22 protein-coding genes are annotated in these 19,397 nt (G+C 70.3%); 15 read left to right on the forward strand and 7 right to left on the reverse strand.

Translation table 11 applies throughout. The features are described 5' to 3' along the window. Positions 1–92: 92 nt before the first annotated feature. From ABIE38_RS06320 to ABIE38_RS06345, 6 genes are all read left to right on the forward strand, one after another. The gene (locus tag ABIE38_RS06320) at positions 93–1,094 is read left to right on the forward strand and encodes an ABC transporter permease (RefSeq protein WP_354054559.1); all 1,002 of its coding nucleotides are present in this window, start codon (positions 93–95) and stop codon (positions 1,092–1,094) included. Next, complete coding sequence (locus ABIE38_RS06325; protein ID WP_354054561.1) at positions 1,087–2,139, forward strand: iron chelate uptake ABC transporter family permease subunit; 1,053 nt, start codon at positions 1,087–1,089, stop codon at positions 2,137–2,139. The genes ABIE38_RS06320 and ABIE38_RS06325 overlap by 8 nt, the downstream gene beginning before the upstream one ends. Further along, positions 2,136–2,891 carry an iron ABC transporter ATP-binding protein gene (locus ABIE38_RS06330; protein WP_354054563.1) on the forward strand — a complete coding sequence of 252 codons (756 nt, stop codon included), beginning with the start codon at positions 2,136–2,138 and terminating at the stop codon, positions 2,889–2,891. The genes ABIE38_RS06325 and ABIE38_RS06330 overlap by 4 nt, the downstream gene beginning before the upstream one ends. Positions 2,892–2,941: 50 nt before the next feature. Then, complete coding sequence (locus tag ABIE38_RS06335; protein WP_354054565.1) at positions 2,942–3,241, forward strand: hypothetical protein; 300 nt, start codon at positions 2,942–2,944, stop codon at positions 3,239–3,241. A 5-nt stretch (positions 3,242–3,246) separates the two neighbouring features. Continuing rightward, positions 3,247–3,813, forward strand: a complete 567-nt coding sequence (locus ABIE38_RS06340) for a protein-L-isoaspartate O-methyltransferase family protein (protein WP_354054567.1) — start codon at positions 3,247–3,249, stop codon at positions 3,811–3,813. Positions 3,814–3,877: 64 nt separating this feature from the next. After that, positions 3,878–5,575: a fumarate hydratase gene (locus ABIE38_RS06345; RefSeq protein ID WP_354054569.1), complete on the forward strand. Its 1,698-nt coding sequence runs from the start codon at positions 3,878–3,880 to the stop codon at positions 5,573–5,575. Positions 5,576–5,611: 36 nt separating this feature from the next. Here ABIE38_RS06345 and ABIE38_RS06350 read toward each other — a convergent pair whose 3' ends face one another. Next, on the reverse strand, positions 5,612–6,091 hold the full coding sequence (locus tag ABIE38_RS06350; protein WP_354054571.1) for a VOC family protein: 480 nt from the start codon (positions 6,089–6,091) through the stop codon (positions 5,612–5,614). A gap of 137 nt (positions 6,092–6,228) precedes the next feature. Here ABIE38_RS06350 and ABIE38_RS06355 point away from each other — a divergent pair, with 137 nt between their 5' ends. From ABIE38_RS06355 to ABIE38_RS06385, 7 genes are all read left to right on the forward strand, one after another. Then, positions 6,229–6,738 carry an LGFP repeat-containing protein gene (locus ABIE38_RS06355; RefSeq protein ID WP_354054573.1) on the forward strand — a complete coding sequence of 170 codons (510 nt, stop codon included), beginning with the start codon at positions 6,229–6,231 and terminating at the stop codon, positions 6,736–6,738. 116 nt (positions 6,739–6,854) lie between these two features. Beyond that, positions 6,855–8,105, forward strand: a complete 1,251-nt coding sequence (locus ABIE38_RS06360) for a multidrug effflux MFS transporter (protein ID WP_354054575.1) — start codon at positions 6,855–6,857, stop codon at positions 8,103–8,105. A gap of 77 nt (positions 8,106–8,182) precedes the next feature. After that, positions 8,183–9,061 (forward strand): oxygenase MpaB family protein, encoded by an 879-nt coding sequence (locus tag ABIE38_RS06365; protein ID WP_354054808.1) that lies wholly within the window; start codon positions 8,183–8,185, stop codon positions 9,059–9,061. A gap of 148 nt (positions 9,062–9,209) precedes the next feature. After that, positions 9,210–10,190 carry a DUF808 domain-containing protein gene (locus tag ABIE38_RS06370; protein ID WP_354054577.1) on the forward strand — a complete coding sequence of 327 codons (981 nt, stop codon included), beginning with the start codon at positions 9,210–9,212 and terminating at the stop codon, positions 10,188–10,190. An 11-nt stretch (positions 10,191–10,201) separates the two neighbouring features. Then, a complete protein-coding gene (locus ABIE38_RS06375) occupies positions 10,202–10,726 on the forward strand; it encodes a DUF488 domain-containing protein (RefSeq protein ID WP_354054579.1) in 525 nt (174 codons plus the stop codon). A 10-nt stretch (positions 10,727–10,736) separates the two neighbouring features. Next, a complete protein-coding gene (locus tag ABIE38_RS06380) occupies positions 10,737–11,207 on the forward strand; it encodes a heme-binding beta-barrel domain-containing protein (RefSeq protein WP_354054581.1) in 471 nt (156 codons plus the stop codon). Between the two features lie 93 nt (positions 11,208–11,300). After that, on the forward strand, positions 11,301–11,579 hold the full coding sequence (locus tag ABIE38_RS06385) for a DUF7218 family protein (protein ID WP_354054583.1): 279 nt from the start codon (positions 11,301–11,303) through the stop codon (positions 11,577–11,579). Between the two features lie 77 nt (positions 11,580–11,656). Here ABIE38_RS06385 and ABIE38_RS06390 read toward each other — a convergent pair whose 3' ends face one another. Both ABIE38_RS06390 and ABIE38_RS06395 read right to left on the reverse strand, forming a co-directional pair. Further along, entirely contained in the window at positions 11,657–12,802 is a 1,146-nt protein-coding gene (locus tag ABIE38_RS06390; RefSeq protein WP_354054585.1) for an acyl-CoA dehydrogenase family protein, read from the reverse strand. Beyond that, positions 12,799–12,933 carry a hypothetical protein gene (locus tag ABIE38_RS06395; RefSeq protein WP_354054587.1) on the reverse strand — a complete coding sequence of 45 codons (135 nt, stop codon included), beginning with the start codon at positions 12,931–12,933 and terminating at the stop codon, positions 12,799–12,801. The genes ABIE38_RS06390 and ABIE38_RS06395 overlap by 4 nt, the downstream gene beginning before the upstream one ends. A gap of 162 nt (positions 12,934–13,095) precedes the next feature. Between ABIE38_RS06395 and ABIE38_RS06400 the strand changes: the two genes are divergently transcribed. Together ABIE38_RS06400 and ABIE38_RS06405 are read left to right on the forward strand one after the other, a co-directional pair. Continuing rightward, complete coding sequence (locus ABIE38_RS06400) at positions 13,096–13,782, forward strand: phosphate signaling complex PhoU family protein (protein WP_354054589.1); 687 nt, start codon at positions 13,096–13,098, stop codon at positions 13,780–13,782. Between the two features lie 32 nt (positions 13,783–13,814). After that, the gene (locus ABIE38_RS06405; protein WP_354054590.1) at positions 13,815–14,210 is read left to right on the forward strand and encodes a VOC family protein; all 396 of its coding nucleotides are present in this window, start codon (positions 13,815–13,817) and stop codon (positions 14,208–14,210) included. Positions 14,211–14,294: 84 nt separating this feature from the next. Here the strand turns inward: ABIE38_RS06405 and ilvD are convergent, their stop codons facing one another. From ilvD to ABIE38_RS06425, 4 genes are all read right to left on the reverse strand, one after another. Beyond that, a complete protein-coding gene (gene ilvD / locus ABIE38_RS06410; protein WP_354054592.1) occupies positions 14,295–16,019 on the reverse strand; it encodes a dihydroxy-acid dehydratase in 1,725 nt (574 codons plus the stop codon). Positions 16,020–16,069: 50 nt separating this feature from the next. Then, positions 16,070–17,212, reverse strand: a complete 1,143-nt coding sequence (locus ABIE38_RS06415; protein WP_354054594.1) for a PQQ-dependent sugar dehydrogenase — start codon at positions 17,210–17,212, stop codon at positions 16,070–16,072. After that, positions 17,188–18,591, reverse strand: coding sequence for a cryptochrome/photolyase family protein (locus ABIE38_RS06420; protein WP_354054810.1), 1,404 nt, complete (start codon positions 18,589–18,591; stop codon positions 17,188–17,190). Before ABIE38_RS06420 ends, ABIE38_RS06415 begins: the two co-directional genes overlap by 25 nt. A gap of 90 nt (positions 18,592–18,681) precedes the next feature. Continuing rightward, positions 18,682–19,383, reverse strand: a complete 702-nt coding sequence (locus tag ABIE38_RS06425; protein WP_354054595.1) for an oxygenase MpaB family protein — start codon at positions 19,381–19,383, stop codon at positions 18,682–18,684. Positions 19,384–19,397 lie beyond the last annotated feature (14 nt).

Below are 19,397 nucleotides of genomic sequence, written 5' to 3' on the forward strand. Positions count from 1 at the left end.
CGACACCCCGGTCGAACGGGGGTGGGTCCGCCGTGTCCGGCGGCCCACCCCCGACCTCGTCCGCCTAGTCCTGAGCGAGTGACTACCATCCCGTGACGACCTCCTCCGCGCCCCCGCCCACACGAACGGCCCGAGTCGGATCCAAGGGGCGGCTGTTCGACTGGAAGCTGCTCATCGGCTTCCTCGTAGTGGCGGCCCTGCTGGCCCTGTCCCTGCTGACCGGTGTCTACGACATCTTCGGCGCCGAGGACGGATCCGAGATGTTCGGGATCACCCGCGTCCCCCGGACGATCGCCCTGGTCCTGGCCGGCGCCGCCATGGCGATGTCCGGACTGGTGATGCAGCTGCTCACCCAGAACCGCTTCGTCGAACCCACCACGACGGGCACCACCGAGTGGGCCGGCCTCGGTCTGCTGATGGTGCTGATCTTCTTCCCCGGCGCGGACATCCTCGGCCGCATGGTCGGTGCCGTCATCGCCGCCTTCATCGGCACGATGGTCTTCTTCCTCTTCCTGCGCCGGGTCTCGCTCCGATCGTCGCTCATCGTCCCGATCGTCGGGATCATGCTCGGTGCCGTGGTGGGGTCGGTGTCCACGTTCATCGCTCTGCAGACGGACATGCTGCAGAGCCTGGGCATCTGGTTCGCCGGCAGCTTCACCGCCGTCATCAGAGGCCAGTACGAGGTGCTGTGGATCGTGGCTCTCGTCGGCGTCGCCGTGTTCCTCGTCGCCGACCGCTTCACCGTCGCGGGTCTGGGCGAGGAGATCTCGACCAACGTCGGCCTGAACTACAACCGCATCCTGTTGGTGGGCACGGTGCTGATCTCCGTGGCGACCGGCGTCGTCACTGTCGTCGTGGGAAACCTGCCGTTCCTCGGACTGATCGTCCCCAACATCGTGTCGTTGATCCGTGGCGACGACCTGCGCAGCAACCTCCCGTGGGTCTGCCTGCTCGGCGTCGGGATCGTCACCGTCTGCGATCTGGTGGGCAGGACCGTCATCATGCCGTTCGAGGTTCCCGTCTCGCTGATCCTCGGTGTCGTGGGATCGATCGTCTTCGTCGGCCTCCTCCTCGGGCAGCGTCGCAATGGGTAGCCGCGGTACCGCCGCCGCGCCCGATCGGGAGCTGACGTCCGCGCACCAGAGCGCGGGGTCGTTGCCCACCCCGCGGGCCCGACGGAAGTACTGGATCACTCTGTCGGTGCTCATCGTGCTGGCGGTCGGCTTCGGTTTCGGCATCCTCGCGTGGGACAACCCGATGCCGATCGGCTCGGCGGGATTCTGGCGGGTGGCAGAACTGCGCGGCACGACCATCGTGGTGATGGTGGTCGTGGCGCTGTGCCAGTCCATCGCGACCGTGAGTTTCCAGACGGTGACCAACAACCGGATCGTCACGCCGTCGATCATGGGCTTCGAGGCCCTCTACGTCGCCATCCAGACCTCGGCGATCTACTTCCTCGGGGCGGTGGGACTGGTCGCACTGTCGGGCCTCCCCCAGTTCGCCATCCAGGTGGCCGTGATGGTGGGGTTGTCGGTCCTGCTCTACGGCTGGCTGCTCTCGGGTCGGTACGCCAACATCCAGGTGATGCTGCTCATCGGCATCGTCATCGGCGGCGGACTCGGTTCCATCTCGACCTTCATGCAGCGTCTGCTCACCCCCAGCGAGTTCGACATCCTCACCGCTCGACTCTTCGGTTCGATGTCGAACGCCGACGTCTCGTACTTCCCGCTGGCCATCCCCCTGTGCCTGTTCGCCGCGGCCATGTTGTGGCGCAGCGCCACGCGGCTCAACGTGGTCTCGTTGGGCAAGGACGTCACCCAGAACCTGGGTCTGGACCACCGCGCCGAGGTGATGCGGACGCTGTTCTTCATCTCCATCCTCATGGCGGTCTCCACCGCGCTCGTCGGCCCGATGATCTTCCTCGGTTTCCTCGTCGCCACCCTCGCCTACCAGTTCGCGGACTCCTACGACCACCGCTACATCTTCCCGGTGTCGGTCCTCCTCGGCTTCGTCGTCCTGGCCGGCGCGTACTTCGTCATGAAGCACGTCTTCTACGCCCAGGGCGTCGTCTCGATCATCATCGAGGTCGTGGGCGGCTCGGTCTTCCTCTTCGTCATCCTCAGAAAGGGACGCCTGTGATCACGCTCGCGAAGGTCGCCAGGAACTACACCAGCGACGTGAGTATCGGCCCCGTCGACCTCGAGATCCCCCGAGGCGGCATCACCGCCCTGGTGGGACCGAACGGGGCGGGAAAGTCCACTCTGCTCACCATGATCGGTCGGCTGATGGGCCTCGACGACGGCGTCATCGAGGTGGCCGGATACGACGTCTCCACGACGGCGTCCAAGGACCTGGCGAAGGTCGTGTCCATCCTCCGCCAGGAGAACCACTTCATCACCCGCCTGACCATCCGCCAGCTCGTGGGCTTCGGTCGGTTCCCGTACTCCAAGGGGCGCCTCACCGTCGCCGACGAGGAGGTGATCTCCCGCGCCATCGATTTCCTCGACCTGACGGACCTCCAGCACCGCTACCTGGACCAGCTCTCGGGTGGTCAACGACAGCGGGCCTACGTGGCGATGGTGCTCTGCCAGGAGACCGACTACGTGTTGCTCGACGAGCCACTGAACAACCTGGACATGAAGCACTCGGTCCAGATGATGAAGCACCTGCGCAGCGCCGCCGCGGAACTGGGCCGGACCATCGTGATCGTCCTCCACGACATCAATTTCGCCTCGCACTACGCCGACCACATCTGCGCGGTCAAGAACGGGTTGGTCGTCGAGTTCGGCACGCCCGCCGAGATCATGACCGACGACGTCCTCAGTCGGGTGTTCGACACCCCGGTCCGGGTCATCGACGGCCCCGACGGCGCGCTGGCCTGCTACTACTGACCCCCTCCGTCCGGGTGCGTCACCGCGCCGTCCGGAGCACACTCGGCGGCATGGAGAATCAGCGAGAGTACGACCAGGACACCGTCGGCGACTACGACGAGAACACCCTCAGCGGCAGTGAGGGGCTGGACGCCGACGTCATCACCACCGACAACGAGGACCTGACCGTCGACCCCCCGGAGGAGTGGCTACCGGTCGAGGAGCACGACACCCTGGACGCGAAGCTCGAGGCGGAGCGCCCGGACGTCGACACCCCCGAACCCGAGGACGAGGGGGTCTCGGCCGAACCACGCGACCCGATCGACGATATCGATCCGGAGGGTGGAACCCGCGTGCTCGGCGAGGCGTGACCGGCGTGGACGCCACGGGGATCGCGGAGGCGATGCGCGCCCAGGATCGTCGCCGATTCCTCCCGCGCGAGGTGGCGGACGAACACCACCGGGACGTACCCCTCCCCATAGGCTTCGGGCAGACCAATTCCCAACCCTCCACCGTGGCGGACATGATGACCCTCCTCGAACCGTTTCCCGGGATGCGGGTCCTCGACGTGGGCTCGGGCAGCGGCTGGACATCGGCGATCCTCGGCGAACTGGGCGGACCGGGGTCCGAGGTGTTCGCCGTCGAACTGATCCCGGGGCTGGTGGAGAGGGCACGCGCGGCCCTCACCCAGCCCTGGGTGCGGGTACACCAGGCCCGGCCCGGCGTGCTGGGCCTGCCGGAGTACGGCCCCTACGACCGGATCCTCGTCTCCGCGATGGGCGACGCCCTCCCCGAGGAGCTCGTGGTCCAGCTCGCCGAGGGCGGTGTGATGGTCGCGCCCTGGCGGGACGTCATGCACAGGGTCCGGCGAACGAGGGGGGAACTCGAGGTCACCGACCACGGCGGATACCGCTTCGTCCCCCTGCGCCACACCCGATTCTGACCTGCCCAATCGGACGCTTATCCTGGACGGAAGTTTTACCCGCCTCGAAGATCCAGGAGCGTCGATGCCCGAGTTCGTCTATGAGGACCTCCTCCCGGTCGGTGCCGACACCACCGAGTACCGCCTCCTGACCACCGAGGGCGTCTCCACGGTCGAGGGCCCGGACGGCACGACCTTCCTGCGCGTGGACCCCGAGGCGATCCGGCTGCTCACCGAGACGGCGATGCACGACATCTCCCACTACCTGCGCCCGGACCATCTGGCCCAGGTGGCCAAGATCCTCGACGACCCCGAGGCCAGCGACAATGACAAGTTCGTCGCACTGGACCTGCTCAAGAACGCCAACATCGCCGCCGGTGGGGTGCTGCCGATGTGCCAGGACACCGGCACGGCGATCGTCAAGGGCGAGCGCGGCCAGCACGTGCTCACCCCCGGGCCCGACGAGCAGGCGGTCGCCCGCGGCGTATACGACGCGTTCACCCGCCTCAACCTGCGCTACTCGCAGAACGCCCCCCTCACCATGTGGGACGAGAAGAACACCGGCAACAACCTCCCGGCCCAGATCGAGATCGGCGCCGACACCACTCCCGGCCACGAGAACAGCTACAAATTCCTGTTCATGGCCAAGGGCGGCGGCTCGGCCAACAAGTCCTTCCTCTACCAGGAGACCAAGGCAATCCTCAATCCCGAGCGGATGATGCAGTTCATCGAGGAGAAGATCCGCTCGATCGGCACCGCGGCCTGCCCGCCCTACCACCTCGCGATCGTGGTGGGTGGCACCTCCGCCGAGTTCGCGGTCAAGACGGCCAAGCTCGCCTCGGCGCACTACCTCGACGAACTCCCCCGCGAGGGGGCCATGTCGGGCCGTGGGTTCCGCGACGTGGAGTTGGAGGAGAAGGTCTTCGAACTGACCCAGCAGATCGGGATCGGCGCGCAGTTCGGCGGCAAGTACTTCTGCCACGACGTCCGCGTGGTGCGGCTCCCACGCCACGGGGCCTCACTGCCGGTCGCGATCGCCGTCTCCTGCAGCGCCGACCGCCAGGCCAAGGCCAAGATCACCCCGGAGGGCGTGTTCCTCGAGCAGCTCGAGTTCGAGCCCGGCCGGTTCCTCCCCGCCACCACCGACGCCGAGCTGGACGCCGCGACGCACGGCGTGTCCGGGACGGGTAAGGGCGCGGCGGTGAGGATCGACCTCAACAAGCCGATGTCGGAGATCCTCGCCGAGCTGAGCAAGCACCCGGTCAAGACCCGGCTGTCGCTGACCGGTCCGCTGGTCGTGGCCCGCGACATCGCCCACTCCAAGATCAAGGAGCGGCTCGACGCCGGCGAGGAGATGCCGCAGTACCTCAAGGATCACCCCGTCTACTACGCCGGTCCCGCAAAGACCCCCGAGGGCATGCCGTCGGGATCGTTCGGCCCCACCACCGCCGGCCGCATGGACTCGTACGTCGAGCAGTTCCAGGCGGCGGGTGGGTCCATGGTCATGCTGGCCAAGGGGAACCGCTCGAAGCAGGTCACCGATGCCTGCGCCGCCCACGGCGGCTTCTACCTGGGCTCGATCGGCGGCCCCGCCGCGCGGCTGGCCCAGGACTGCATCAAGCACGTCGAGGTGATCGAGTACGAGGAACTCGGCATGGAGGCGGTGTGGAAGATCGACGTGGAGGACTTCCCCGCGTTCATCGTGGTCGACGACAAGGGCGAGGACTTCTTCGCCCACACCGGCGAGGTCACGCTGACGGTGGGCAAGCGCCCCGGGCTCTGACGTCCTCTGTGGGACGCCGCCCGGGAAGTGACGTGATCAGACTCCCCGGGCGGCGGCCTCCAGTGCCGCGACGTCGAGTCTGACCATGTCCATCATCACCGTGAAGGCCCGTGCGGTGGCCGCCTGGTCGCCCGAGCGCCACAGCTCGTACAACGACTCCGGTGCGACCTGCCACCGCACGCCGTAGCGGTCGATGAGCCAGCCGCACTGCACCTCCCGACCCCCGCCGGCAAGCAGGCCGTCCCAGTAATGGTCGATCTCGGCCTGGTCCGCGCACCTGATCTCCAACGAGATCGCATCGGTGTACTCGACCCCCGGACCGCCGTTTAGGGCGAGGAAGGCCCGCCCGTCGAGCTCGAACTCCACTGTCAGGACCTCTCCTGCCTTCGGTCCCGGGGTGTCGACCGGCGACTCGTCGACGGCGATGACGCGCGAGTTCGGGAAGACCGAACAGTAGAACTCCGCGGCCTCCTCCGCCTGCCCGTTCAACCACAGACACGTGACGAACCTCGACATGTCGCCCCCTCCTCCCGCCCCGACGGGCGTGGCACGGGTCCAGTGTCCACCCACTGTGGGCCCCGCGGAACACCCTGGTGCATCGCGATCCGGCAACGAAGTTCGCGTCCACCGGGCCACGGCTAGGATCTGCGTGCATGAACAGGATCACTCGTGCACTCGCCGCGGTCACCGTCGCCGCGGCCACCACCGCCGGGCTCTCCGCCTGCGGGACGGACGGGGACCCGGGCCCGGACGAGGCGACCGGGGTGTCGCCGACCACCTCCGAGGTGATGACCACGACGAGCTCGGCCCCCGTCCCCGGGCCCGCCGATACGACGGTCGACATCCCGGCACCCGTGGCGGAGCGCTGGAACGACCTCGGCGGCGAGGCGGGCGAACTGGGCCGGGCGGGCGGGCCCGCCACCGATGTGGGGGGCGGTTCGATCACCGGGTTCGAACGCGGCGCGATCGTCCTCACCCCCGCGGGGCGAGCCTTCGTGGTCCAGGGTGAGATCCTCACCGCCTACCTGGACGCGGGCGGGCCGGGGGGCGAGCTCGGTTTCCCCACCGCGGACGAGGCCACCACCGACGGCGGATGGATCTCCACCTTCGAGGGCGGGGTCATCACGTACCTCGACGGGGTCGCGGAGGTCCGCGCCGACTGACCGGAACCCGCCCCCTCCCCCACTCCGACCACCCGCTTCCCGGGCATCGGAAGCGGGGGTGACAACGGGTTATCGGGGCGTCGCGCGACCCACTCCGGCGGGGCTATCGTCCTCTGGTGAAGTCCACCCTGCCCCGCGCCCAGGCGCCGAATCCACCATCCGCGCTGCCGGGAACCGTGCCCGCCGCGATGCTGCTGCCCCTTGCCCTGGCCGGCGCGATCGGGCCGTTCGCGACCGACACCTATCTGCCCGCGTTGCCCCTCATCGTCGGGGAGTTCGGTGTCTCCGCCTCGGTCGCCCAGCTCACCCTGACCGCCTTCATGGTCGCGCTGGCGGCGGGGCAACTCGTGATCGGCCCGCTCTCGGACCGTGTGGGGAGGCGCACCCTGTTGATCCTGGGGGCGGTGGGCACCGCGGTCGCGGCCGTGATGTGTGCGCTGGCCCCGTCGATCTGGGTACTGGTGCTGGGACGGGTCGCCCAGGGCTTCTTCGGCGCGGCGGGAATCGTCCTGAGCAAGGCCGTGGTGGTGGACGTCGGCCGCGGTGCCGGTGTCGCCAAGGCGTTCGCGACGCTCATGGCCATCCAGTCCGTGGCGCCGGTGATCGCCCCGCTCATCGGAGGCGCCGTCGTCCCGTTCGGCGGATGGCGGGGCGTGTTCTGGCTGCTGGCCGGACTGTCGGTGGTCACGGCGATCGGCGTGGTCGCGGCGGTGCCCGAGACGCTGCACCCCGGCGACCGCCGCACCGGCGGCATCGTGTCCACCCTCGGCGACATGCGGGTCGTGGCCACCCACCGACCGTTCGTGGCGCGGGTGTCGGTGTTCGTGTTCACGTTCGGTGTGCTCTTCGCGTACATCTCCGCGAGCCCGTTCATCTACCAGGACATGGTCGGCCTCTCCCCCACCGCGTACTCGGTGGCGTTCACCGTCAACGCCCTCGGCATACTCGCCTCGAACCTGGCCGGGGCCCGCCTGGTCGGCAGGTTCGCACCGGAGAAGATCCTCGCCAGCGGGGTGGTCGGCATGCTCACGGCCATCGCGGTGCTCGTCGTCGTCGTCGCGCTGTCCCCCGCCGGCACGCTGGGGTTGGCGCCGGTCACCGCGGGCTTCATCCTGCTGACCCTGTCGATCGGCGCGATCCTGCCCAACGCTGCAGCTCTGTCCATGCAGGCGACCCGGGGGCACTCGGGGTCCGGGTCCGCGCTGCTCGGCGCGGCGCAGTTCAGCCTGGCGGCCCTCGTCTCGCCGCTGACGGGGTTCGCCGGCCCGCACTCCGCCCTGCCCATGCTCGCCGTGATGGGCGCCTGCGCACTCGCGGTCGTGGTGGCGCTGACGGCGGTGCTCCGCCGGTCGGCGCACGCCGGGTGAGCGCTGCGGGGCGACACGACGGAGGTGGGCCGGGGGTATGGTGACGGTCACGAGCGACCCCCGAGGTGGTGTCCGACATGCCGGTGGTGACGACGACCGCGTCCCGAGCCCTGACCGGTGCCCGTCGCCGGGCCGGACTGGTGGTGCGCTCGCGGATCGCCGGTGACGACGCCGCCGAACGACGGCAACAGATCTGGCACTCCGAGGGCGAACGATGGAACTCACCCGGCGACGCGATCTGCGCGGTGCACGGCGACGCCTCGATGTTCGCGGCCGGTCTGACCGCCCTGTTGCTCCAGTCGCTGCACCCGCTGGCCATGGCCGGGGTGGCCGACCACAGCGACTACCGCGGTGACCCCTGGGGCAGACTCCAACGCACCTCGCAGTTCATCGCCACGACCACCTTCGGGACGGTCGCCGACGCCACGCAGCTCATCCGGACGATCAACGGGGTGCACCGGGCGGTGGTGGGGACCGACTATCGCGGCCGACCCTACGACGCCCGCGACCCGCACCTGTTGCGGTGGGTCCACGTCGCCGAGATCTGGAGTTTCCTCGAGTGCCACCGCCTGTACGGGCGCACCCCGCTGTCGCCGGAGCGGCGGGACGAGTACGTGCGACAGGCGTCGCGCACAGGGGTCATGCTGGGGGCCAAGGGCGTCCCGATGACCGTCGCGGAGCTCGACGCGGCGCTCGAGGAGTACCGGCCGGAGCTCGAGGCCTCCCCGGCCGCGCTCGACGCCCGGCACTTCCTGCTGAACGAGCCCCCCGTGGGGTGGACCGACAAGCCCGCCTACGCGATGCTCCGTGAGGGCGCGGTCGCGGCGCTGCCGACCTGGGCTCGCAGGACCCTCGGTCTCGCCGACGGCCCCTTCGGCTCCCGGGCCGTGGCCCTGCACCTCGGGCGGACCGGGGTGTCGACACTCAGGTGGGTCCTGGACGCGGTGGAGGGCTGAGACGGAGCGGAGCTGAGGCCGGGCTGAGGCCGGGCCGGGCTGCGAGGGCACGGCGGGCCGAACGGGGCTACCCTGTGACGATCCGACCCGGCAGGGGTCGGCCGTCCCGTCGGCGGGGACCCCTCCCGCCCACCACAGTGAGGTACCCATGGCCGGTGGTCTCGCCGCCCTGCTCGACGACATCGCCGTCCTCGCCCGGATGGCCGCGGCCAGTACCGACGACATCGCGGCCGCCTCCGGACGCGCGAGCGTCAAAGCCGCCGGAGTGGTGGTCGACGACACCGCGGTGACCCCGCAATACGTCCGCGATGTGGAGCCGTCGCGAGAACTGCCCATCATCCGTCGGATCGCCACGGGATCCCTGGGCAACAAGGCGATCATCATCGTCTTCGCGCTCCTCCTCAGCCAGTTCGTCCCGTGGATCCTCACCCCGCTGCTGATGCTCGGCGGGGCGTACCTCTGCTACGAGGGCGCGGAGAAGGTGTGGGAACGCGTCACCGGACACCACGAGGCGGCCACACCGGTCGTCGAGAAGGGCCCCGACGCGGAGAAGCGGATGGTCCGCGGGGCGGTGACCACCGACTTCATCCTCAGCGCCGAGATCATGATGATCGCGCTCAACGAGGTCGCCGAGGAGCCGTTCTGGACCCGCGCGGCGATCCTGGTGGTGGTGGGGCTGTTCATCACCGCGCTCGTCTACGGCGTGGTGGCGGTGATCGTCAAGATGGACGACATCGGTCTCCACCTGGCCGGGAGGGACTCCCCGGGGATGAAGAGGTTCGGCAGCGGTCTGGTCAGGGCGATGCCGACGGTCCTCGAGGTGATCTCGTTCGTCGGGATGCTCGCGATGCTGTGGGTCGGCGGACACATCCTCCTGGTGGGACTGGACGAGCTCGGGGCGACCGCCCCGTATCACCTGGTGCACCTGCTGGAGGCGCCCGCCGCGGCGGTGGCAGGCGTCGGGAGCGTGCTCGGGTGGCTGGTCAACACTGTGTGCTCGCTGCTGTTCGGCCTGGTGGTCGGCGCGGTGGTGGTGGCCGTCGCCCACGTGGTCCCCCGACGCCGGGACGAGTCGGGGCCCGCCACCACGTCAGCGGAGACCGCCGGGACCGGTCACCTGGGGGGCTGAAGGTCCTCACCGTGGGGCACGGTCGGCTCACGGGAGACGAGCTCGGCGCGTTGCTCACCGGCGCCGGGGTCGAGCTCCTGGTGGACATCCGGCGTTTCCCCGGAAGCCGCGCCAATTCCGCCGCCGCGCAGGGGGCGGTGCCGGACCTCGCCCGCGGCCTCGGCATCGACTACCGCTGGGAGGAGCAGCTCGGGGGCCGTCGCACCCTCACGGCGGAGCAACGGCGCGACTCACCCGACACCTGGTGGCGCGTCGAGGCGTTCCGCGCCTACAGCGCGTGGACCCGCACCCCGGAATTCCGCGCGGCACTGGGCCGGGTCGTCGGGGACGCCCACTCCTGTCGCACCGCGGTCATGTGTTCGGAGTCCGTGTGGTGGCGCTGCCACCGCAGAATCGTGGCCGATGTGACCACGACGGTCCACGACCTCGCCGTCGGACACCTCATGCACAGCGGGTCGATCACCGGGCACAGCCCGAGCGAGGGACTTCGACTCGACGCCCACGGACAGCCGGTGTGGGACGCCGGCGTCGCCTAGGCTCGAGGGCATGGAACCGGCACCCGCCCTCGCCCCCGTCGCCGCCCTTCTCGGCACCTGGCGGGGTGAGGGTGCGGGGTCATATCCCACCATCGAGGACTTCACGTACACCGACGAGGTGGTCTTCACGGACGTCGGGAAGCCGTTCCTGCACTACGTCCAGCGGTCGTGGAGCGCGGACGGCTCCCCCATGCACACCGAAACGGGGTACCTACGCATCCCGGGGGCCGGGACCGCCGAGCTGATCCTGGCGCAACCCATGGGACAGACCGAACTCGCCGAGGGCACCGTCGTGGCCGAGGCGGACTCGCTCGTCGTGGAATTCCAGGCCCGGGTGGCCAACAGCGCCACCGCCAAACAGGTGGACGCCACCAGGCGCCGGTACGAACTCACCGGGGACAGGTTGGTCACCACTTTCGCCATGGCCGCGGTCGGGCAGCCGATGACCCACCACCTCCACTCGGATATGCGGCGGGTCTGAGCGCCATGGCCACCTGTGAACGGTGGCCCCCGCCTGTGGTTGGGGCGACCATGAGAGCTGGCACACGCGTCTACTGACGACAGGGGAGGAATAGTGGCCGAGAAGAAGGACGACGGGCGGTCCCCGAACATCAAGGACGAGAAGGTCTACGAGGCCTTACGCGACGACGGCGCCAGCAAGGAGAAGGCCGCGCGGATCGCCAACGCCTCGGCCAAGGAATCGCGGTCCGAGGTAGGCCACAAGGGTGGCAAGGCCGGCTCGTACGAGGACTGGACCGTCGACGAGCTCCGCGACCGCGCCCGGGAGATCGGCATCGAGGGGCGCTCGTCCATGAAGAAGGACGAGTTGATCCAGGCGCTGCGGGACCACTGAGTCGGGATCACCGGGCTAGGATAGCCGGGCTGGGATAGCCGGGCTGCGCGCCCACATGCCAGCGTGTGGTCGGTGGGTCAGCGCGCCGCGCCACCCAGCCACACGAGCCGGGACACCCCCAACCCGTCGAGCTCCCACCGCAGCTGGGACTGCGAGGGCGACTGGACGGGGAGAAACGCGGCCTCACGCATCCGACGATTGGCGGGGGCGTCCTGTGCGTATCCCGTCCCCCCGCAGAGGATGGCCTCGAGTCGCGTCGCGGCGGGTGCGACCTCGGCGCCGTCCAGGCGCAACAGGAGGAGGTCGACGAGAGCGCCCTCCCCCGGCCGCGACGCCAGACGGTGCAGCTCCGAGTGCATGTGCTCGTGGCGCTCCACCAGCGCGGAGTGCTCGTCGGCGGAGAACGCACCGAGGCCCTGCAGGAGCCCCTCGACCTCGGTGAGAGAACGCGCCGCGACACCTGAACAGAACGCGGCCTGCAGGACGAGGAACTCCGGACGAACGCCGGACAGGAAGTCCTCCAGGTCCTCCCCCAGCACCTGCTCGTCGGGGACGACGACGCCGTTGAGCCCGATCATGGTCGAGGCCGTGGCGTTGAGCGCCAGGAGATCCGGAGCGCTACGCATGTCCACGCCCGGAGTCGAGGCCTCGAAGGCCAGGACGAGGCTGCGCCCGTCCTCCGTGTTGGCGGCGAGGACGATCGTGCTGTCCTCGTAGACGTTGGAGGCCCACGCGACCGGGCCGTCGATGCGGTAGCCACCGTCGACCGGCGTCGCGGTGATCGGGACCCTGCCCAGCCCGACCGCCTGACGCTGGGCGACGGCCATGCCGGTCACGCCGGGTCGGTCGCCCGTGGCCACGGCGCGGTAGGTCCGTCGGGCGGCGTCCGACCGGTCCGCCGCGTGGCGCAGGTAGGCGGCGGTCATGCGTTGCGCCCAGGCGCCGAAGGCCACTGCCAGGCTCTCGGTGGCCACGGCCTCGATGATCGTGGCGGCGACGGCGACCGGGGTGCGGTCGACATCGAAGAGACCGAGGTCGGCGAGCGCGGAGATGTCCTGCCTGAGGTCGGCGTCCCCGCGGTCCAGTGCCGACGCCCGTGCCGCGACCGAATCGACCACCGCGATGAGCGCTCCGGGGTCGACGGCGCCGAGGTCCCCGGCGGTGAGCCGGGCCCGGGGTGCTCCAAGGTACGGGGTGAGAGTGGCGGCCGTGGACCCGCTCATGCCAGCTCGCGCCGACGCGAGGCGGACATGCCGATCTCTCGCGCCCGGACCATCGACTCCGCGTCGATCAGCACCGTCCGGCCGGGTCGCTCTTCCTGGGAGAGGGTGGTCTCGTACAGGAACGGGGTCATTGAGTGTCCTTCCCGGGACGCGGGTGACGTGCGTACGACAAGGCAGAACAGACCGGGTGGTCCGTCTATTCCCCACGCCCGCACCCCCGCTCCGACCGCCCGGGCGGTGAACACCGGGTCGACCGGATCGCGGCGATCCCGCCCCGCCACTACAGTCATGGGATGCGCACCGTCCTCCATACCAAGCTCGACGAGTTCTCCGACCAGCTGGTCCGCTTCTGCGAGATGAACAACCGACTCCTCGACCTCGCCAGCGTGGCGCTCCTCGAGGGTGACGAGGTCGCCGCCACCGAGGTGATCGACGGCGCGGCCGAGGTGGAGGATCTGCGCGAGGCGAGCGAGCAGCACGCCTTCGATCTGCTCCTGCTCGAGGCTCCCGTGGCCCGCGACCTACGGCAGGTGGTCTCCGGCATCTACATCGTCGAGCACTTCACGCGGATGGCCGCCCTCACCGGCCACATCGCCCGCGTGGCCCGCCGCCGGCACCCCAACCCGGTCATCCCCGGGCCCGTGGTCCCGACGATCCGCGAATTCGCGGAGCGGGACTCGGCCATGGCCCGGAATCTCGGGCAGCTGCTGCCCACCAAGGATGTCCGCCTCGCGCGCTCACTCGATTCGGAGGACGACGCGGTCGATTCCCTCCACGCCGAACTCATGAGGCAGATCTCCGCCGAGGACTGGCCGCACGGCTCGGTCGCGGCGGTGGATCTGGCGCTGCTCGCCCGCTACTACGAGCGGTTCGCCGATCACACGGTCAGCATCGCCAACCGCGTGGTCTACCTCGCCACGGGTGAGCGGCCCGGGGGCGGTTCGCTCTCCCACCTCGACGACGGCACCGTCCTAGACTGACCAGATCAGATCTCCGACGTGAGGAGCCCGCCGTGTCCCGTCCGATCCACTTCGAGATCCACGCCTCCGATCCCGCCCGGGCGTGCACGTTCTACGCAGCAGTCTTCGGCTGGACCTACCAGGACTGGAGCGACTTCGCCGGGTCGCCGTACTTCGGCGTGACCTCCGGCCCCGAGGACCAACCGGGCATCAACGGCGCGATCATGCAGCGCCACGGCGACGCCCCTGCGACGGGATCGCCCGCCACCGGCGCGGTGCTCACGATGGGGTGCGGGGATTTCGATGCCACCGCCCGCGCGATCCTCGACGCCGGCGGGACGGTGGCCATGGACAAGCACGCCCTGCCGGGTATGGCGTGGCAGGGCTACTTCCTCGACACCGAGGGCAACGTGTTCGGCATCCACCAGCCGGACCCCGACGCGAAGTAGGGCGACCGCATGACCCGGGTGTGAGCCCGGGTCATGCGGTGGTGGGCGTACCCACCGTCGCGGGTCACCTGCTGCCGCGGGGTCTCACCGGCAGATCGCGCCCGTCGAGGCCGACTGCACGAGCTTGGAGTACTTGGCCAGCACACCCCGGGTGTAGCGCGGCGGGAGCGGCTCCCACCCGGCGCGACGCGCCTCCAGCTCGGCGTCGTCCACCAGCAGGTCCAGAGTCCCCTCGGACACGTCCAGCCGGATACGGTCACCGTCGCGGACCAGAGCGATCGGGCCACCGTCCACCGCCTCGGGGGCGATGTGGCCGACGCACAGGCCGGTGGTGCCACCGGAGAACCGCCCGTCCGTCATCAACAGCACGTCCTTGCCGAGGCCGGCGCCCTTGATGGCGCCGGTGATCGCGAGCATCTCGCGCATGCCCGGGCCGCCCTTGGGCCCTTCGTAGCGGATCACCACGACGTCCCCGGCGGCGATCGTGCCGTCCTCCAGCGCGTCCATGGCGGAACGCTCGCGCTCGAACACGCGGGCCGTGCCCTCGAAGACGTCGGAGTCGAAGCCGGCGGACTTGACCACGGCGCCCTCCGGGGCGAGCGACCCGCGCAGGATCGTGATGCCGCCGGTCGGGTGGATCGGCTCGTTCATCGCCCGGAGCACCAGTCCGTCCGGGTCCGGCGGGGCGATGTCCGCGAGGTTCTCGGCGACGGTGCGTCCGGTGACGGTGAGGCAGTCGCCGTGCAGCAGTCCCGCGTCGAACAGGGCCCTCATGACCACCGGCACACCACCGATCCGGTCGACGTCGGTCATCACGTGCGCGCCGAACGGCTTGACGTCCGCGAGGTGCGGCACCTTGGCGCCGATGCGGGCGAAGTCGTCGAGGCTCAGCTCGACCTCCGCCTCGCTGGCGATCGCGAGCAGGTGCAGGACGGCGTTGGTGGATCCGCCGAAGGCCATGACCACGGCGATGGCGTTCTCGAACGCCTCCTTGGTCATGATGTCCCGGGCGGTGATCCCGCGGCGCAGCAACTCGACCACGGCCTCCCCGCTCGCCTTGGCGTAATCGTCCCGCCGGCGATCCGGGGCGGGCGGGGACGCACTGCCCGGGAGGGACATCCCGAGCGCCTCGGCCGCGCTCGCCATGGTGTTGGCGGTGTACATGCCGCCGCACGCCCCCTCGCCGGGACAGATAGCGCGCTCGATGGTGTCGACGTCCTCGCGGCTCATCAGACCGCGCGAGCACGCGCCGACGGCCTCGAACGCGTCGATGATGGTGACCTGCTTCTCCGTGCCGTCCGAGAGCGTGGCGAAGCCGGGCAACGTGGATCCCGCGTAGAGGAAGACGCCGGCCAGGTCGAGGCGCGCGGCGGCCATGAGCATCCCCGGCAGGGACTTGTCACAGCCGGCGAGCAGCACCGAGCCGTCGAGCCGCTCGGCGCTCATCACCGTCTCGACACTGTCGGCGATCACCTCGCGGGACACGAGCGAGAAGTGCATGCCCTCGTGCCCCATCGAGATGCCGTCGGACACCGAGATGGTGCCGAACTCGAGCGGGTACCCGCCACCGGAGTGCACACCCTCCTTGACCGCCTTGGCCAAACGGTCGAGCGAGAGGTTGCACGGGGTGATCTCGTTCCACGACGACGCGACGCCGATCTGTGGCTTGACCCAGTCGTCGTCCCCCATCCCGACCGCGCGGAGCATGCCCCGCGCCGCGGTCTTCTCGAGGCCGTCGGTGACGTCCCGGCTACGGGGTTTGATGTCCACACCGTCGCGGGTGCCCGTCTGATCAGTCTGCTGCGTCATACCGCCAGCCTAGGCGGTGGTCGACGGCGGGCCGTAGGAGACTCGACGGGTCAGACCGGGGTCAATTCGAGCAGGCGTCCGCCAGGTCCGTCCTCGAGCACCCAGATCGCCCCGTCGGGGGCCTCGGCGAGCGCCCTGACCCGCTCGCCCATGTCCCATTCCCGGACGACGGTCGCCGTCTCGTCCTCCAGTTCGACGCGGACCAGGTTCTGGCCGGACAAGCCGCCCACCAGCGCGCTTCCCGCCCACCCGTCGAAGCGGTCCCCGCCGTAGATCAGGAGGCTGCCGGGGGAGATGGCGGGCACCCAGTACGCGGCGGGCGGGACGAAGCCGTCCCCGTCCCGGTGTTCCGGGATGTCCCCGCCGTCGTAGTGCCGTCCCATCGAGGCGCGGGGCCAACCGTAGTTCGCGCCCTCGGCGAGCAGGTTGAGCTCGTCACCGTGGCGGGGGCCCATCTCGGACACCCAGATCCCGCCCTCCGGGTCCGCGGCGATGCCCAGGGGATTGCGGTGGCCGATGGTCCACAGGTCGGCGGAGGAGCCGCCGTCCCCCGCCCACGGGTTGCCGGGCGCCGGGTCCCCGTCCGGGGTCAGGCGGACCACACCGCCGAGGGTGCTGGCGGTGTCCTGGGCCGGGGACTGCTCCTGGCGGTCGCCCGAGGTCACGTAGAGATGGTCGTCGTGGACGAGCAGGCGCAGGGCGAAGTGACCGTTACCGGCGGCGGGGTCCTGCTCCCAGATCACCTCGAGGTCGGTCAGCTCGGCGCGGTCCACGTCGAGCGTGCCGCGGCCCACCACGCCCTGCGCGCCCTCGGGGTGGTCGCGCACCCAGCTGAGGTAGACGGCGCCGTCGTCGGTGTAGGAGGCGCCCGCGGCGACGTCGTGCAGACCTCCCTGCCCGGCGTCGTCGACCGGCGGCACCCCGCTGACCTCGGTAACGTCTCCCGCGGCCTGATCGCGCAGCAGGAGCTCACCTCCGCGTTGTGAGATGAGCAGGTGCTCGGAGCCGGGGAGGAAGGTCATCGCCCACCCCTCGTCGAACTCACCGTGCTCCGTCACGCGGAAGTCCTCGGAGGTGGCGGCGGTGGACGGCGCCTGCCCGGCCCGGTCATCGGGGTCGACGGAGGCGGTTCCGCCGGTACACCCGGTCAGGACGAGGGCTGCTGCCGTTACCGGGACCAGGAGTCGTCGCATGGCCTCACGGTATCGGCTCCGCGGGCGCGGTCGTAGCGCCGGAGGGTCTCGCGGCGCTCCTCGGCGTGGTCCACGATGCGCTCGGGGTACCCGTGGTCGTATCCGTCCGCCGCTCGCCACGGTTCGTGCGCGGCGGCGCCCGTCAGGTGCGCGAGCTCGGGGATCCACCGGCGCACGTAGTCGCCGTCCGGATCGAACTTCACTCCCTGGGTGACGGGGTTGAACACCCGGAAGTACGGCGAGGCGTCGGTGCCGGTACCCGCCACCCACTGCCACCCGTGGTTGTTGGAGGCCAGGTCGCCGTCCCGCAGGTGGTCGAGGAAGTACCGGGCCCCGGACGGCCACCACACGTGGAGGTCCTTGACCAGGAAGCTCGCGGTGACCATCCGGACGCGGTTGTGCATCCACCCCTCGGCCCGCAACTGCCGCATCCCGGCGTCCACGAACGGGTATCCGGTCAGCCCCTGTTGCCACGCCTCGACGAGCGCGGCGGTCTCCGGCCCCTCGTCGTAGTCCATCCCCTCGAGCGCGTCCCGTAGATCGCGCCAGGCGGATCGGGGCCAGTGCCACAGGACGTCCGCGTAGAACTCGCGCCACGCCAACTCGGTGACGAACCGACGCGCGCCCTCGGAGTCCGCGGCGGGGTGATCGGAGAGCTCCGCCAGGATCGTCCGCGGGTGGATCTCCCCGTACTTCAGGTGCACGGACAGTCGGCTCGTCGTGTCGAGGTCCGGCCGGTCCCGCTGGTCTCCGTACGAGGTCAGGTCCTCGTGCAGGAATTCCCGCCACCGGGCCAGGGCCGCCTGCTCGCCGGCCTCTCCCCCGCGCCCCGCACCGCCGGCCCCGGGGTCGACGTCCTCGGACGCGCCCGTGTCCGGGTCCGCCGCCCACGCGATGTCATCGGGGCGGGCGCCGGGCTCCGGCCACCCGTGGTCGCGCCAGGCCCTGGCGAACGGGGTGAAGACCCGGTACGGCTCGCCGGACTTGTTGAGGACCCTGCCCGGGCCGACCGCGTAGGGCGACCCGGTCTCCACGAGTTCCCGGCCGTCGCTGGCGAGGGCCTCGCGCACCCGGTCGTCCCGACGGCGCCCGTAGGGCGTCGACTCGCGACTCACGTGTACCTGATCGGCGTTCACCGCCTGCGCCAGCTCCGCGATCACCGCGGCGGGTTCGCCCGAGCGGACGATCAGGGCGCCACCGGTGTCCGCGGACAGGGCGGCCAGCGAGGACTCCAGCCGTTCGGCCCGGACACCTCCCCGCGCGAGCAGCACGGGGTCGCGCACGAACACCGGCAGGACCTCGTCCGAGGAGTCGACGGCCGCCAGGAGTGCCGGATGATCGGTCAACCGTAGGTCGCGGCGGAACCACAGGATCGAGATGGTCACATCGCCTCCGGATCTCCTCGGGCAGGAACCTTCCCCGGGATCGTGCCGGGTCCCGCCGCCGTGGTTCGATTGTGGCAGAAGTGGTCACCTGAGCGAGGAGGCCGAGGTGAACGCGGCGGACACCGCGCGGTCGATCGCGGACGGCCGGACCCCGAGCGCCCGTGCGGCCACGGGATGCAGGAACGTCCGGATGGCGCCGGCGGGGACCGCCGCCGGCCACCACCGGCGGGGACGGAGCAGCTGCCCGCGGTACCGCGTGAGCGCGGGGGTGACGGCCAGCGCCCCGGTCCGCTCGCGGAAGTAGGCGTCGAAGTCCTCGACCGTCGGGGGCAGCGGTGTGTCGGAGATGCCGTAGGCGCGGTACCACCTGCAGCACGAGGCGTAGAGCGACCGGCGTTCCCCGGCGTCCAGTGGACCGCGGAATCGGGTGATGGTCTCGAACAGCGAGTCCACGTAGGTGGCGTGTTGGAAGTGGAAGACCTGCGGGTCCAGTGAGTGGTAGCGGTGTCCGTCGGCGTCGGTCCCCCTGATCGTGTCGTGCGTGACCACGATGCGCCTCGGTATCCAGGACTCCGGCTGCGGGTCGAACGCCATGTCGATGGTCGGGGGGACCGAACGCTGCTCGTGCAGCCAGACGAAGCCCGGGGAGGGCGAGTGCTCTAGCATCGCCGCACCGATCGCGGGGTGCATCAACTGCAGTGACACCGCGCGGGGCAGCATGAACAGGAACTGCCGGGACCGGAGGTGCTCGAACAGTCCGGGTTCGGGGCTGGCCGTGCCTGTCATGGGTGGTCCCGCCT

Origin of the sequence: Dietzia sp. 2505 (assembly GCF_040546785.1) — a bacterium.
Lineage (GTDB): Bacteria > Actinomycetota > Actinomycetes > Mycobacteriales > Mycobacteriaceae > Dietzia.

What these genes read in the sequence shown, in the direction of transcription:
- ABIE38_RS06415 (WP_354054594.1), bottom strand. Translation starts at nt 17,212, where the DNA reads ATGCGACGACTCCTGGTCCCGGTAACGGCAGCAGCCCTCGTCCTGACC.
- ABIE38_RS06350 (WP_354054571.1), bottom strand. Translation starts at nt 6,091, where the DNA reads ATGTCGAGGTTCGTCACGTGTCTGTGGTTGAACGGGCAGGCGGAGGAG.
- ABIE38_RS06400 (WP_354054589.1), top strand. Translation starts at nt 13,096, where the DNA reads ATGCGCACCGTCCTCCATACCAAGCTCGACGAGTTCTCCGACCAGCTG.
- ABIE38_RS06355 (WP_354054573.1), top strand. Translation starts at nt 6,229, where the DNA reads ATGAACAGGATCACTCGTGCACTCGCCGCGGTCACCGTCGCCGCGGCC.
- ABIE38_RS06380 (WP_354054581.1), top strand. Translation starts at nt 10,737, where the DNA reads ATGGAACCGGCACCCGCCCTCGCCCCCGTCGCCGCCCTTCTCGGCACC.
- ABIE38_RS06390 (WP_354054585.1), bottom strand. Translation starts at nt 12,802, where the DNA reads ATGAGCGGGTCCACGGCCGCCACTCTCACCCCGTACCTTGGAGCACCC.
- ABIE38_RS06335 (WP_354054565.1), top strand. Translation starts at nt 2,942, where the DNA reads ATGGAGAATCAGCGAGAGTACGACCAGGACACCGTCGGCGACTACGAC.
- ABIE38_RS06345 (WP_354054569.1), top strand. Translation starts at nt 3,878, where the DNA reads ATGCCCGAGTTCGTCTATGAGGACCTCCTCCCGGTCGGTGCCGACACC.
- ABIE38_RS06370 (WP_354054577.1), top strand. Translation starts at nt 9,210, where the DNA reads ATGGCCGGTGGTCTCGCCGCCCTGCTCGACGACATCGCCGTCCTCGCC.
- ABIE38_RS06325 (WP_354054561.1), top strand. Translation starts at nt 1,087, where the DNA reads ATGGGTAGCCGCGGTACCGCCGCCGCGCCCGATCGGGAGCTGACGTCC.
- ABIE38_RS06365 (WP_354054808.1), top strand. Translation starts at nt 8,183, where the DNA reads ATGCCGGTGGTGACGACGACCGCGTCCCGAGCCCTGACCGGTGCCCGT.
- ABIE38_RS06425 (WP_354054595.1), bottom strand. Translation starts at nt 19,383, where the DNA reads ATGACAGGCACGGCCAGCCCCGAACCCGGACTGTTCGAGCACCTCCGG.
- ABIE38_RS06395 (WP_354054587.1), bottom strand. Translation starts at nt 12,933, where the DNA reads ATGACCCCGTTCCTGTACGAGACCACCCTCTCCCAGGAAGAGCGACCC.
- ilvD (WP_354054592.1), bottom strand. Translation starts at nt 16,019, where the DNA reads ATGACGCAGCAGACTGATCAGACGGGCACCCGCGACGGTGTGGACATC.